This window comes from Paenibacillus sp. FSL R7-0179 (assembly GCF_038002265.1).
GTDB lineage: Bacteria > Bacillota > Bacilli > Paenibacillales > Paenibacillaceae > Paenibacillus_AQ.
This window is the reverse complement of record NZ_JBBOCC010000001.1, coordinates 2,600,713-2,614,119: the sequence shown is the minus strand read 5'-3', so window position 1 is coordinate 2,614,119 and position 13,407 is coordinate 2,600,713. Positions and strand designations below refer to the sequence as shown.

Genomic DNA, 13,407 nt, shown 5'->3' with positions numbered 1-13,407 from the left:
TATTACTTAGTTCAATAATACATTCAGTGTTATCCCTAGTCAACCAGCATATACACAAAGGGCGCGCAGCAGACGTACCTTGGCGCTTACTCCCCGCTCCAGATCACTTGAACCACGTTGAAGCCCTGGCGGCTGCCCGTTCCGGGAGCCCCGTCCACGGTAACAGCAAACGTGCTGCCTGCATCAATAATCTGGAAGGCGGCCGCAGAGACTTCTTCCGATTTGGAAGTGGCGCCCTTTTGCGCAAAATAGTCCTTGTACGTATTGCCGAGCGTCTCCAGTCTTTGCTTGGTGGTGTAGCTAAAGGTAGCTGACGGTTTACCGGTCGCCGAGCCTTCGATCAGATCAAATATCTTCGCGTCTGCCGGAAGCGGGAAGTCCGCCGGCAGGCTCTTCGGCCGCTTCACAGAATCTGCCGGTGTTCCTGCGGACGAGCCGCCGGAGGAGACGGCCGGAGCAGCCGCATCACCGATGATGACCCGGCTGGTCGCAGCATCGTAAGTAACAGCGGTGTTCAGCGCTTCGCCGATAGAGCGTACAGGCAGATAAGTGATGCCGTTGTAGGTAATCGGGGCGAGGGTTTTGCCGTTGCCGTCTTTGGGCGTATATGCCTGACCGTTTACGACGATCCCGATTTTGTTGTTCAGGAGCGCCTTGATCTCCTGCAGATTGCTGGCGGCGTAGACACCGGCCGAGACTGTGAGCGTCAAGCTTAGTGCGGCCGCAGTGGCTGCCACTTTTCTCTTCATGTGAGTTATCATCCTTCCAGAAGTGGTGTACCAGCGCATAGCTGCCTGAATGTGTAATGTATGTAGGCCGGTATTGACTATTACCCCGGCTTAAGCGTTTTGTAAACCAGAAGCGGAAATCATACACAGAAACAGGAACAGCCCCATCCGTAAGGCAAGGGCTGTTCCTGTTAAGCCTGAATTCTCCGCACATCATCAATCTCAAGGGATGTATAGTACCTGTCCCTCTTCTACAATCTGACCGGACAGCCGGTTGTACATGGTCAGCTCCCGGGTGCTTAGCTGGTATTTCTCGGCTATGGTGTCCAGCGTCTCTTCCCGCTGCACAATGCAGAGCCTTACCTTGCGGAACAGCTCCGTCCCGCCCATGCCGCCGATGAACCGGCTCTTCCACGCTGTGTCATTGCCGGCCTCAGGAACAGCCTCCGCTACAGAGTCTAAATTGCCCGACAGCAGCTCCTCCTGCTCTCTGTTGGCACGGCTTGCGCTGAGCAGCGAGGAGAAGGTGAGCGGCTCCTGCTCGGCGGCTCCCGGTTCTTTTTTGCTGCCAAGGGCAACCTTGAGATCCTGCTTCTCCTCAGGGGGAGTCAGAGATTCCGCAGACAGGAAGACTTCATTGTCTGTGGCCTGGATCTCCTCTGCCGCCTCGCCTTCTTCGTTCCCGGCAAACAGCGCAGCAGCATCATTGGCAGCGGAGGTTAGCACCGGCTCCGGCTGCGCGGCGGAATGAAGCTTCGCATTGCCCCAATGATCCACTGTGTTCAAGGCGGCGGTGCCTGCCGGAGAAGCCGTATCCAGGCTATGTGTCCTTGCTCTGGGTTCCTTGTCCTTCAGGGGTGGAGAGAGATAGGCGGCGGGCTGGGTGTACGTAGTCTCTTCAGCATACAGAGGTTGGACTACAGCCTCAGCCGGATTAGCGTAGCTCTGATCTTCTTCAGAGCCCTCGGCTGCCCCCTCGCCATAGGTCCAGAGCGAATTCTCATACAGGGTATCATTCTCCGGACTGCGGAATTTCTCCTCAGAGGCATTACCGTCTCCTGCCTCCGGCGAATAGGCTACCGTATATTCCTCCTGCTGCCAGGCCGGCTGTGCATCTGCACTTCCGATTCCGCGCAGCGAGAGCACACCGGTAATGTTGACGGTTCGCATCGTCAGCAGATCAATATCGAAATTCTCGATCTCCACCCCTATGTCATCAAGTGAGCTGACCCGGGTCAGCGGAACAGTGATTTCAACAGGAATTGCATGCTCCAGACGCTGTGTAAGGTCATCCTCCCCCCGGTAGAGTCCGGTGAGCAGCAGTTGTCCGTGCAGCTCGGCCCGGTCCTCCCGCTGGATGACCTGGATGTCGGGAACCAGCTCGACTTCCTCCAGCTCTGCTATTCCCGGAAGCTCTTCCGAAAGGTGAATGCGTTCATAAATATCAAACCGCAAGCCATGGGACTGGTCAAACACGGGAAATGTCCTCCTTCTTGGCATAATCTATCCCTGAGACAAGCCCAGAGTATAAGCCCAAAATGTTACTCCCCTCATGTATATGCTTCAATCAGGCAGGCATGACAACTTTGCCGCTTCAATTGCGGACAGCGCCTATGCCAGGGGAGGAAGAGCCGTACGTGCATCAGGAATAGAGTAGTGGTGTGGAAGCTTGACACGCAGTGTTACGGCAAGCGGATTCCCCGGACTACACTCGTTAACCACATCCGCCGGATGAAAAGCTGCCGGCAGCGCACCCGCTCCCGGTTCTTCCTCAAAGCGGAGGTGATCCGGAATTCCCGGCCGGCCCGCCCGCAGACTTAGCGCTCTCTGGTATACATTAAGTGTACCCGCAGCCATAACATCCAGAGAACGGGTCTGCTCTGCCCACTGCTTAGCCTGGAGGCCGGTGCGTCTTCTCAGTTCCTCATCCCCCAGCAGCTGCTCGATCTGCAGGGCAAGCTGCCCGGCATCTCCGGGAGGAACAATCCAGCCCGTCTCTCCCTGCCGGACCATCTCCGGCATGCCTGCCGTTCCGGCGACAATCGGCGCGATCCCGGCAAGCTGCGCTTCCGTAACCGAGAAGGGCTGCGTGTCCTGGAGGGAGGGCTGCACATAGATGTCGGCTGCCCGGAGTGCAGCGGGAATGTTGTTCAGCTTCCCCGTGAAATGGACCTTCCCCGCGATACCCAGCAGGCGGGTCTGCTCCATGAGCTCCTCCAGGAGGCTGCCGATTCCGGCCACTGCACAGATCCATTGCTGACAGCGCTGCTGCAGAATGCCCAGCGCCTCTATCAGCACATGGACGCCTTTGATATATTCAAGTCGTCCGGCATACATGATCACAGGAATTCCTTCTGCAAATTGAAGCGGCGGTGTCTCCGCAGCACGGGCTGCGTATTGATGCAGGTCCAGCCCGTACGGCAGGGTATGGATACGGTCTTGGCTGACGCCCAGGCTCTGCGTAAGCTGTCCGATCCACTCCGAAGAGACCAGAATCTGGTCGGCCGCCTGGGCCCCCAGCGTCTCAAGCCTGCGGAAATATCTCCAGATCGGCCGCTGCTCATAGGCCTCCCGGGTCAGTCCGGGCTCAAGTCCCTTGTACTCATAGTAGGTCTCCTTGGTCAATGCCCCATGCACACTTGTAACCAGCGGAACAGGACGGCGCATGATCCGCCGCAGTGCATAGGAGGCGATAGGGTCCTGGGCATGAATGACATCATAGTCCTCCAAGCCCAGCACAGCAGCGCCGCCCTCGAATACATAACGCCCCAGCTCAAAGCTGAAGATGCCGTGCTCCAGATGCAGCGAGGGAAACCGGCCGATATCAAGCTGCGGCAGCAGCAGCGAATAGAACGCTTTTTTATCAAAAAACTCTGTCCGGTTCAGCAGATACAATGTATTGTTCTCCACATGGCTGCCCATCACTGTAACGGAATGGCCCTGCTCGCCCAGCTTGTCAGCCAGTTGCTTCATATATGTCCAAATTCCGCCCATATTGGTAAGGCCCCAGTAGGTGACCAGCAATATCTTCATGCATTCCTCTCCCCGGCTTACAGATTTATTTAGACACAGGTGCAGTCTGCTCCACCTTAATCAGAATAGTATATGTAGGCTGCGGGCAGGCGGAAAGGGATATATGATCATTCCCTGCAAAATTTCAAAAATATCTTTTAATCAAGATTCATCTTTTCGGGTATAATCGGTATAAATCCTGAAAGGAAATTTCCGACATGTCAAAAGCGAGGGTATTTGACCTTTTCCTATTTGTCGCAGCCCTGGCTATAGCCTTCATTCCCGCGCATGCTGTAGTCCTGGACGCTACCTATATAAAAGCATTATTGCTATACACTATCTTCTCAAGCATCTATTTCCAATTGCGGATTGTGACCCGGAGCGGGAACTCTACAATCGATTATGCGATCAGCTATACCTCCTCCTTCGGGATTTTTGCCGGTCCGCTTGGCACGCTCCTGTTCGAGACGGTATACCGGTTCATCGTATATTTCTATAAAAAGAAAACGAAGACCGCCGATCCCGGAGAGTTCCTGGATACCTTCTACAATATCGGCTCGTTCACACTGGGCGGCTCTGCTGCGTACTATCTGTATACGGCGCTATCTCCTCTGGCGGACAAGCTTCCGCTCGGATACTGGCTGCTGTTCCTGCTCGTGGTCTGCGTCACCACCCTGCTGTCATCCACCTTCCTGGTGCTGACCTTCGCCCTGTCGGGAGATATCAAGACACGCCGGGAAGCGTGGAACCTGTTATTTCGAAGCCGGAATCTGCTGGACTTCAGCAAGGTGGCCCTGAGTAACGCCCTGCTGCTGCGGCTGCTGCAAATGGAGAAATGGGAGATGCTGATCGCCTTGTTCGTGCTCAATTATGTAGTCAGTATCTCGTTCTATTCCAAATCGCAGAGTGCCCAGCACAAATATGAACGCGACAAATTCGAGCAGATGGCCTACCGCGACTTCCTCACCGGAACCTATAACCGGGCGCATATGGACAAGATGATGAAGGAGCTCAACCAGAGCGGGGAGTACATCGGAATTGTAGTGGCGGACATCGACCGGTTCAAAAAAATCAATGACACCTACAACCACGCCGTAGGCGACCGGGTCATTGTTCATTTTGCGCAGACGCTGCAGAAGCATCTGCAGGAGGGAGACATCCTGTTCCGCAGCGGCGGGGAAGAGTTCACGCTGCTGCTGAGGGACAAGACCTTCGAGGAATGTCAGATGCAGATTCAGGATATTCTGGACAGCCTTCACGATCACAGCGTAAGTGCGGAATTCGAGGAGCAGATGATCCGCGTGCCGTATTCGGCATCCTTCGGACTCTTTTACTATAAGGCGGACCCGGACCAGAAGACTTCTATGGAAAAAGGGTACGTCTACGCCGACCAGCTCCTGCTGGAGTCCAAGAAGCTTGGCCGCAACCGTCTCTCTTACCGGAACGATGTGCAGCCGTAAGCACACGTTCCCGCGCAGGGGGGCGGGCTGTGCGGGCCGGTCCGAAGGTATGCTGTTTTTGGCATACATCCGGCCCGGGCGCTTGCGCGGCGGCCATTGTATGCTGTTTTTGGCATACATTTGGCCCGCTCACCCTCGCTGCTGCACATTGTATGCTGTTTTTGGCATACATTTGGCCTGGGCGCCTGCGCGGCAGCCATTGTATGCTGTTTTTGGCATACATTTGGCCCGGGCGCCTGCGCGGCAGCACAATGTATGCTGTTTTTGGCATACATTCCAGCTGCCCGGTGGAGCAGACACGGCTCCTCATCATAATATTCCAAATAAGAATAAGAGCCGTCCTCCGTCAAGCGGATGGGCGGCTCTTATGTTGACAGAACAGCTGCAGGCTACAGCTCAGCAGCCTTGAAGGTATCTCCGCCGGCAATCGTGCCGGAGTTGAAGCCCTTATAGAACCAGCGCTTGCGCTGTTCGGACGTTCCATGCGTGAAGCTGTCGGGCACCACATATCCCTGCGCCCGCTTCTGGATCGTATCGTCCCCCACCGCACTCGCGGCAGTCAGCGCCTCCTCCAGATCTCCTTCCTCCAACAGATTCTGGCCCTGGACATGATGGGCCCAGACCCCGGCATAATAATCGGCCTGCAGCTCGAAGCGGACCTGAACCTTGTTGAATTCAGTCTCGCTCAGGCGCTGGCGCTCTGAATTCAGCTGCTCGGAAGCGCCCAGCAGTGTCTGCACATGATGACCCACCTCGTGGGCAATTACATACGCCATGGCGAAGTCGCCAGGCGCCTTGAACTGCTGCTGCAGCTCATCATAGAAGCTGAGATCGATATACAGCTTGGCATCACCGGGACAATAGAACGGGCCGACGGCTGAGCTTGCGGTTCCGCAGGCAGAGTTCACACTGCCGCTGTAGAGCACAAGCGTCGGGTCCTGGTAAGTCATCCCCTGCTTCTTGAAGATATCGGACCAGACATCCTCGGTATCGGCCAGCACCACGGATACGAACTCGGATAGCTCCTTCTCCTGCGCGCTCTGTTCATAGGGAGCACTTGAGTTCGTACCCGAACCGGTTGAGGTCAGATTCCCCACAATATCGCCGATATTCCCGCCGCTCAGCAGCGTAACAATCACTATGATCACGATCCCGCTAATTCCGCCGCCAATCAGCTTGCCCCCGCCCCCGCCTCCGCGGCCTCTGCGGTCCTCCACATTAGAACTGCCTCTTCTGCCCTGCCATTTCATGGCCTTCCCCCCAGTTATGAATACTCGCGTATACTGACGCCTTTGTACTTATTACTGTTATACCCATAATTGCAGGGGTGCCACTCTCTTGAATAGCGGAGCCGGTCTGGTGACAAATGGAAACCGCATAGCAAAACCCCTCCACAGCCGCAGCCATGAAGGGGTTAACATCGGTTAAATGATGGAACAGCCGTTTATTTTGCAGCTTTGGCTGCGTCTAGAATCGCTTTCAGGTAGCCCTGGGTATCCACCAGAGTTGCACCGCTTACAGCATCAACGACTTGCTCTTTGGTTTTTTTAGTCAGTGTAGCTTCTAGGGATTTAATCGTTTTGCCAGTTGCAAATTTCTCGATGGCCGCCAGGTTCTTGTCATAGGCTACTGTCGATTTGGCTTCTTCCTTCATGTGCTCACTGTAGTATTTGGCATTGGTCTTCTTGGAAGCCAGCACCATGTTCGGATCTTTGTAGTTCTGGCCAAAATCCTTGTCCGAGTTCGGTACGCCAGTGGCTACATCGGTGCCCAGGAACTGATAATCATCGAGCGAAGCCGCAACGATTACGCCATTCTGTACTACAGCAACCGCTACAGTGAAGCATTTGGTGCCATGGGCAGCCGCTTCCACCCGGCCTACCTTAAGCGGTGCGCTCGCTGCCGAAGTGACGTTGTTCAGGGCGCCGCTGTTCCCCACCCCGACAAGTGCCAATGAGATGCCGGCCACGAGCATTAACTTTGTAATTTTTTTCACAATAATTCCCCCAGTTCATCGATTAGACTGCGCTTACACTCTATATTTATCAATATATTGGAAGGCCGTCAGTTACAAATGTTACTAGGAATCTGCAAATATATGGATTACTTACAGATTAGCTGCAGTTTTGTTCGATTGTCACCTTGTCATTCGTAATAATAACCTTGGAATATCCGGATAAAGTCTCGGTGTAGGAGCATACTCCGATGGTTTTGGGAACGTCGGGTTCCCTAGAGTCTGAATACTTCAAATAAATACCGCCCTCACCGCTTAAGGTTAGCTGGGGTTTAATTTTTACTGTTTTTTCGCTTTTGAGTATCTTGCCAACTTCGTCTACTGACGCCTCCGCTGCTGAGCTGGTTACCACTCCTGTCTCCAGTATACGCAGCTCAAAGTCCGATTGATTGTCTACCCTCACCTGGAAGCTCTGAAGCTGGGCAACCAGACCCAGAACGCCATATTTGTTGTCCAACTGCACAACCCTCATTATTCCGGCGGCAATCACCAGAGTGGAGGCGGTTAAGATCACTAACACTAAGCGATTCCTTCTTATTCTCACAGCCAGATCATCTCCTCATACTAGTAAGACAGGCTTGAGCGCGGAAATGTATCAGAGGGGACGCGGGCTAACTGGTGGCTTCAATGAAATAAGTGGAAAAAGAGCAACCGTTCAACAGTAAGTCTACGAATATCCGGCAACAGTTGGATAAACAACACTTAAATAAGCTGAAAATAAATATATAGGACATATTGAGAAAATTAGATGCCCTAAATCCACTTAACGTTCCCTGGAGAGTACTGTTACGTAAATTAAATAGCATAAATCCACTTATTGTTCGATGTTTCGGCTGGGGGAGGCCGCACTGGACAACAACCAAAAAGCCGGGCCGCACTCCTCCAGAGTTCAGAGAAACGCGGCCCGGCTGGGCATGGCATGTATTGAGTTAGCTTAACCTCACAGAACCCAATGGTTAATAGTCTACTCCTGATCTACGCCACCGATTTGCTCACGCAGACGCCGCATATCCTCCGGCCAGGGATCGGCTACCTCAAGCTTGCTGCGGGTCCAGGGGTGGGCGAAGATCAGCTTCTCTCCGTGCAGCGCCTGGCGGTCAGCACTATCCTTCTTCGCCTTGACTCCCGGCTTGGAAGGTGGAGCCGGCTGCTTGCCGGGGACTTGCAGACCCGGGGTAAGGCCTGCCTTCTCCTGCTCTTCAAACCAGGCTGTAATGGCAGACTTCACCTGACCTGGCTTCGTACGCGGGGGCTTCTCATCATATAAAGAAGGAATACCCGCAGTATGCCAGCCTGATCCGCCGTAAAGGTCATCCCCGAAGAGCGGATGCCCTGCATGGCTGAGGTGGACACGAATCTGGTGCGTCCGGCCCGTCTCCAGCTGCAGCTTCACTACGGTTCCGCCGGGGAGGGCTTCGCGCCCTGCAATCCGTGTTACCGCCGTCTGCCCTCCAGAGGATACCCGTCTGCGCGCCGCATGATGGCGGTCACGGCCGATGGGGGCATCGATCACCGTAAGCTCAGGCGGCACTGTGCCTTCAACAATCGCGGCATACAGGCGGGCTACCTTCTTCTCACGCATATCTTCATCCAGCACAAGCTGGGCGTATTCGTTCTTCGCATACAGCACGGGTCCGGTAGTATCCTTGTCCAGCCGGTGGATATGGCGGACGGCAATCCCTCCGCCGGAAGCCGCATAATGCGCAGCGACGATATGATCCAGCGTCACCTCCGTGCTGCTGCCGTCCGGATGAACTGCCATACCCGCAGGCTTGTGGACCACGAGGCAAAAGTCGTCCTCGAACAGCACCTCAGCCGCAGCTTCCTGCCATACCGGCTCTATTCCCGCTTCCCGGCGGGGGAACAGGGCCAGCCGCAGCCGGTCGCCCCTCCACTGGATGCCATCCTCGCGGCGCAGCCGGGCGTGCAGCTTCTCCGGCATCCCGGCTACGCCCAGCAGCCAGGCATCGATGGCTGCCGGTCTGTCGGCAGCCCCCGTAATGACCCGGCCAGGCATGGCTTCCAGCCATTCCCCGCGCCGGGTCCACTTGCCCCCGCCGGCGAAGGGGCCGCTTACGGGATCACTTCCGTCTTGGCCCACGCCGCTGCCCTGGCCGGACAGCTCTTCCGGTCCAGCCGTCATAGCGATTTCAGGGCCTGGTAATGGCCCGCAATCGTATCGTCAATATCCTGCTCGCTATGCGCAGCGGATACGAACATTCCCTCGAACTGGGACGGCGGAACGCTGATGCCCTGATCCAGCATTTTGCCGAAATAACGCTTGAACAGCTCCAGGTTACTGGTCTTGGCCGTCTCGAAGTTAATGACCGGCTCCTCCGTGAAGAACGGACATACCATCGAGCCCACGCGGTTAATCGTCAGCGGAATTCCCGTCTCCTGCGCATTGCGTTTAAGTCCGGCTTCCAGCCTTGCGCCAAGCGACTCCAGACGGGTGTAGACCTCAGGGGTCAGCAGCGCAAGCGTGCTGTAGCCTGCGGCCATCGCCAGCGGATTTCCGCTGAGTGTGCCTGCCTGATAGATCGGTCCGGACGGGGCGATCTGCTCCATGATCTCTCTTTTCCCGCCATAAGCCCCTACAGGAAGCCCGCCGCCGATCACCTTGCCGAAGCAGGTCAGGTCCGGGTCCATTCCGAACAATCCCTGCGCACATCCCCGGTCCACCCGGAAGCCGGTCATGACCTCGTCAAAAATCAGCAAAGCCCCGTACCCCGTCGTCACCTTGCGGAGACCCTCCAGGAAGCCCGGAAGCGGAGGTACAACGCCCATATTCCCGGCGATCGGCTCAACGATGACAGCGGCAATCTCGTTGCCGTAGCGTTCAAACGCGATTTTGACCCCGTCCAGATCATTATAAGGGACCGTGATCGTGTTCACTGCCACACCTTCCGGCACGCCCGGACTATCCGGCAGCCCCAACGTAGCCACCCCGGAACCGGCTTTTATCAGCAGGCTGTCGGCATGGCCGTGATAGGAGCCTTCGAATTTGAGGATTTTGCTGCGTCCGGTGTAGCCGCGGGCCAGTCTGATCGCGCTCATCGTCGCCTCCGTTCCCGAATTGACCATGCGGACAATGTCCACCGAGGCTACGCGTTCTACCACGGTTTTGGCCATTGCGGTCTCGAGCAGGGTCGGCGCGCCAAAGCTTGTCCCTCTGGCCGCAGTCTCCTGCAGTGCCTTCACCACCTCAGGATGGGCATGTCCCATAATCAGCGGTCCCCACGAGCAGACGTAGTCAATGAAGCTGTTGCCGTCAATATCGTAGATCCGCGAGCCTTCGCCCCTCTCCACATAGACCGGGGTCAATCCTACGGATTTGAAGGCCCGGACCGGGCTGTTCACCCCGCCGGGAATATATTGTTTTGCCTCTTCAAAAGCGGTGCGGGAAGCCTCTTCCCGGCGGTTCAATGGCATATTGCCCATATTCGTTCCCTCCTGATCCTAGCCGCGCAGCCAGCGGGCTGCGTCCTTGGCGAAATAGGTAATAATTATATCTGCTCCGGCACGCTTCATGCCGGTCAGCATCTCCAGCACCACCGCCTGCTCATCGATCCAGCCCTGCTGCGCAGCTGCCTTGACCATCGAGTACTCACCGCTGACATTGTAGGCTACGAGAGGCAGATCGAACTGGTCGCGGATCGTACGGATCACATCCAGATAAGCCAGAGCAGGCTTCACCATCAGCATATCCGCGCCTTCCAGCACATCAGAATCCGCTTCGCGGATGGCTTCCCGCAGATTGGCCGGGTCCATCTGATACGTCTTGCGGTTGCCGAACTGGGGAGCGGAATCCGCCGCTTCGCGGAACGGGCCGTAGAAGGCGGAGGCGTATTTTACCGAATAGGACATGATCGGCACCTGCTCGAAGCCATTCGCATCGAGTCCGGCACGGATCGCCTGCACGAATCCGTCCATCATGTTGGACGGCGCGATAATATCCGCCCCTGCCCGGGCCTGCGAGACCGCTGTGCGGGTCAGCAGCTCAAGCGAAGCATCGTTGATTACATCCCCGTGCACTACACCATTCACCGTATGGGTATGCACCATGCCGCAATGGCCGTGATCGGTGAATTCACACAGGCAGGTGTCGGCGACGACCAGCAGGTCGGGATACCATTTTTTGATTAACCGTGTTGCCTCTTGCACAATGCCATCATCTGCGAAGCCGGACGAGCCAACCGCATCCTTCGTCTCGGGAATACCGAACAGCAGCACCGCCGGAATGCCCAGGGAAGCAATCTCATCCACCTCCTCCTTCAGCGTATCCAGCGAGAAATGATAGACGCCGGGCATGGAGCCGATCTCATTCTTCACACCCGTTCCATAGGTTACAAAAATCGGCTGGATGAAATCCAGCACATTCAGCACCGTCTCGCGCACCATGCCGCGAATACCGGCCGACCCGCGCAAACGGCGGTGTCTGGTTATTGGAAAGCTCATTGCTGTAAACCTCCTGTTCAGTAAGTAGTTAATAAGCAGTTTAAGTAGTTACACACATCTATTCGGCTTAAGCCGTATTGAGATGTTAAAGTTAACGAAGCTAATAGGCCGGACCCGATTGTAACGCTCGTAAGCAGCACTGACAGATCTGGCAGGAACAGACTAGTTAAGCCTCGTCGATTCATTCCAGCGGCACAGCTCCTGCACCAGCCCTTCGATGGTGGATTCCTCCGGGAGCAGTCCCGGAGTGAGTCCTGCTTCGACTGCGGTCTGCTCGGTAACCGGACCGATGCAGGCAATCTTGACGCCCGCCAGCATCGCCAGCGGATCTTCCAGGCCCATCCGCTTCAGGATGCCGAGGAAGTTGCGCACCGTGGACGAGCTGGTGAAGGTCACCGCATGAATGCGCTTCTCCTCCAGCAGCTTCACCAGTTCAATATCATCCTCGCCGGTAACCACCGTCTCATACGTATCCACTTCGGTCACTTCCAGCCCCAGCTCCCTCAGCTTACCAGGCAGCCATTCACGCGCCAGGTCGCCGCGAGGAAGCAGCACCTTTTGCCCTGGCAGCAGCTGTGAGCCAAAAGCTTCAATCATCCCTTCCGCCTGGAAGCGGCCGGGCAGCTCCTCGGAGATCAGCCCGCGCTCTGCGAGCGCTGCGGCCGTACCCGGGCCCACCGCGCACAGCCGCGCCCTGTGCAGGCTGCGGATATCCAGCTTCTGCTGCGTCAGATGACGCATGAAGAAGTCCACGCCGTTCGGACTGGTGAAGAACACCCAGTCATACGACGCAAGCCCGCCAAGTGCCGCAGCGATCTCCGCCTGCTTGTCCGCATCCCGCTGCATCACCGTCTCAATGACCGGGAACTCATACGGCTCACCGCCCAGCTCCTCGATCCGGTCCACCAGCTCACTTGCCTGTGCCCGCGCCCGCGTCACTACAATGCGCTTGCCGAACAGCGGCAGCGCCTCCACCCACATCAGGTGCTCCCGCTGGAGCACAACATCACCGACCACAATAACCGCCGGCGGCTGAAAATCCGCTGCCGTAACCTTTGCCTCAATATCGGCCAGCGTGCCGGTCAGCGTCTCCTGATCCGCACGGGTCCCCCAGCGCACCAGCGCCACCGGTGTCTCCGGCGGACGGCCGTGCTTCATAAGCTGGGCGCTGATGTAACCGATTTTGGCGACACCCATCAGGAACACCAGCGTGCCGGTCGCATTCGTTACTTTATCCCATTGAATGGAATGATCCAGCTTATCCGGGCTCTCATGGCCGGTAATAATCGACAGGGAAGACGACGCCTCCCGGTGGGTCACCGGAATACCGGCATACGCCGGGACGCTGATGGCCGAGGTAATGCCCGGCACAATCTCATAGTAGATACCGTTCCTGCGCAGCAGCTCTGCTTCTTCGCCTACCCGGCCAAAAATCACAGGGTCCCCGCCCTTCAGCCGAACCACCGTTTTGCCCTCAAGTGCGAGATCCACCAGCAGCTGATTAATATCCTCCTGCTTCATCGTATGGCGGTCCGAAAGCTTGCCTACGTATATTTTCTCACCGCCGGGCTTCATCCATTTCAGCAGCCTTGGACTGGCCAGTCTGTCATAGACCAGCACATCGGCCTTCCGGATACATTCCAGCCCCTTGACTGTAATCAGCTTCGCATCCCCCGGACCTGCACCTACCAGATATACCTTCCCCGCCATCTCCGTCATCCCCTTATCCCTATAC

11 protein-coding genes are annotated in these 13,407 nt (G+C 56.3%); 1 reads left to right on the top strand and 10 read right to left on the bottom strand.

Annotation, left to right across the window (positions count from 1 at the left end; genetic code table 11):
- Positions 1–86: 86 nt before the first annotated feature.
- The 3 genes from MKX63_RS11625 to MKX63_RS11615 all read right to left on the bottom strand — a co-directional run bounded on the left by MKX63_RS11625 (position 87) and on the right by MKX63_RS11615 (position 3,761).
- Positions 87–749 (bottom strand): stalk domain-containing protein, encoded by a 663-nt coding sequence (locus MKX63_RS11625; RefSeq protein ID WP_341017203.1) that lies wholly within the window; start codon positions 747–749, stop codon positions 87–89.
- Between the two features lie 201 nt (positions 750–950).
- Complete coding sequence (locus MKX63_RS11620) at positions 951–2,204, bottom strand: LysM peptidoglycan-binding domain-containing protein (RefSeq protein WP_341017201.1); 1,254 nt, start codon at positions 2,202–2,204, stop codon at positions 951–953.
- A 135-nt stretch (positions 2,205–2,339) separates the two neighbouring features.
- Positions 2,340–3,761: a glycosyltransferase family 4 protein gene (locus tag MKX63_RS11615; protein ID WP_341017200.1), complete on the bottom strand. Its 1,422-nt coding sequence runs from the start codon at positions 3,759–3,761 to the stop codon at positions 2,340–2,342.
- 197 nt (positions 3,762–3,958) lie between these two features.
- On the opposite strand from MKX63_RS11615, the gene MKX63_RS11610 reads away from it, so the two are divergent.
- On the top strand, positions 3,959–5,200 hold the full coding sequence (locus tag MKX63_RS11610) for a GGDEF domain-containing protein (protein WP_341017198.1): 1,242 nt from the start codon (positions 3,959–3,961) through the stop codon (positions 5,198–5,200).
- A gap of 389 nt (positions 5,201–5,589) precedes the next feature.
- Here the strand turns inward: MKX63_RS11610 and ypfJ are convergent, their stop codons facing one another.
- From ypfJ to cobA, 7 genes are all read right to left on the bottom strand, one after another.
- A complete protein-coding gene (ypfJ, locus tag MKX63_RS11605) occupies positions 5,590–6,450 on the bottom strand; it encodes a KPN_02809 family neutral zinc metallopeptidase (protein WP_341017197.1) in 861 nt (286 codons plus the stop codon).
- Positions 6,451–6,644: 194 nt separating this feature from the next.
- Positions 6,645–7,196 carry a hypothetical protein gene (locus tag MKX63_RS11600; protein ID WP_341017196.1) on the bottom strand — a complete coding sequence of 184 codons (552 nt, stop codon included), beginning with the start codon at positions 7,194–7,196 and terminating at the stop codon, positions 6,645–6,647.
- Positions 7,197–7,314: 118 nt separating this feature from the next.
- Positions 7,315–7,734 (bottom strand): hypothetical protein, encoded by a 420-nt coding sequence (locus tag MKX63_RS11595; protein ID WP_341017194.1) that lies wholly within the window; start codon positions 7,732–7,734, stop codon positions 7,315–7,317.
- A 444-nt stretch (positions 7,735–8,178) separates the two neighbouring features.
- Positions 8,179–9,357 carry an RluA family pseudouridine synthase gene (locus MKX63_RS11590; protein WP_341017193.1) on the bottom strand — a complete coding sequence of 393 codons (1,179 nt, stop codon included), beginning with the start codon at positions 9,355–9,357 and terminating at the stop codon, positions 8,179–8,181.
- Positions 9,354–10,655 carry a glutamate-1-semialdehyde 2,1-aminomutase gene (hemL, locus tag MKX63_RS11585; protein ID WP_341017192.1) on the bottom strand — a complete coding sequence of 434 codons (1,302 nt, stop codon included), beginning with the start codon at positions 10,653–10,655 and terminating at the stop codon, positions 9,354–9,356. Before hemL ends, MKX63_RS11590 begins: the two co-directional genes overlap by 4 nt.
- A gap of 18 nt (positions 10,656–10,673) precedes the next feature.
- Positions 10,674–11,672: a porphobilinogen synthase gene (gene hemB / locus MKX63_RS11580; RefSeq protein ID WP_341017191.1), complete on the bottom strand. Its 999-nt coding sequence runs from the start codon at positions 11,670–11,672 to the stop codon at positions 10,674–10,676.
- A gap of 162 nt (positions 11,673–11,834) precedes the next feature.
- Positions 11,835–13,382, bottom strand: coding sequence for a uroporphyrinogen-III C-methyltransferase (cobA, locus tag MKX63_RS11575; protein WP_341018607.1), 1,548 nt, complete (start codon positions 13,380–13,382; stop codon positions 11,835–11,837).
- Positions 13,383–13,407 lie beyond the last annotated feature (25 nt).

Excerpts from the sequence above, each read along its gene's own strand:
- MKX63_RS11625 (WP_341017203.1), bottom strand. The coding sequence starts at position 749 with ATGAAGAGAAAAGTGGCAGCCACTGCGGCCGCACTAAGCTTGACGCTC.
- MKX63_RS11615 (WP_341017200.1), bottom strand. The coding sequence starts at position 3,761 with ATGAAGATATTGCTGGTCACCTACTGGGGCCTTACCAATATGGGCGGA.
- MKX63_RS11610 (WP_341017198.1), top strand. The coding sequence starts at position 3,959 with ATGTCAAAAGCGAGGGTATTTGACCTTTTCCTATTTGTCGCAGCCCTG.
- ypfJ (WP_341017197.1), bottom strand. The coding sequence starts at position 6,450 with ATGAAATGGCAGGGCAGAAGAGGCAGTTCTAATGTGGAGGACCGCAGA.
- MKX63_RS11590 (WP_341017193.1), bottom strand. The coding sequence starts at position 9,357 with ATGACGGCTGGACCGGAAGAGCTGTCCGGCCAGGGCAGCGGCGTGGGC.
- hemL (WP_341017192.1), bottom strand. The coding sequence starts at position 10,655 with ATGGGCAATATGCCATTGAACCGCCGGGAAGAGGCTTCCCGCACCGCT.
- hemB (WP_341017191.1), bottom strand. The coding sequence starts at position 11,672 with ATGAGCTTTCCAATAACCAGACACCGCCGTTTGCGCGGGTCGGCCGGT.
- cobA (WP_341018607.1), bottom strand. The coding sequence starts at position 13,382 with ATGGCGGGGAAGGTATATCTGGTAGGTGCAGGTCCGGGGGATGCGAAG.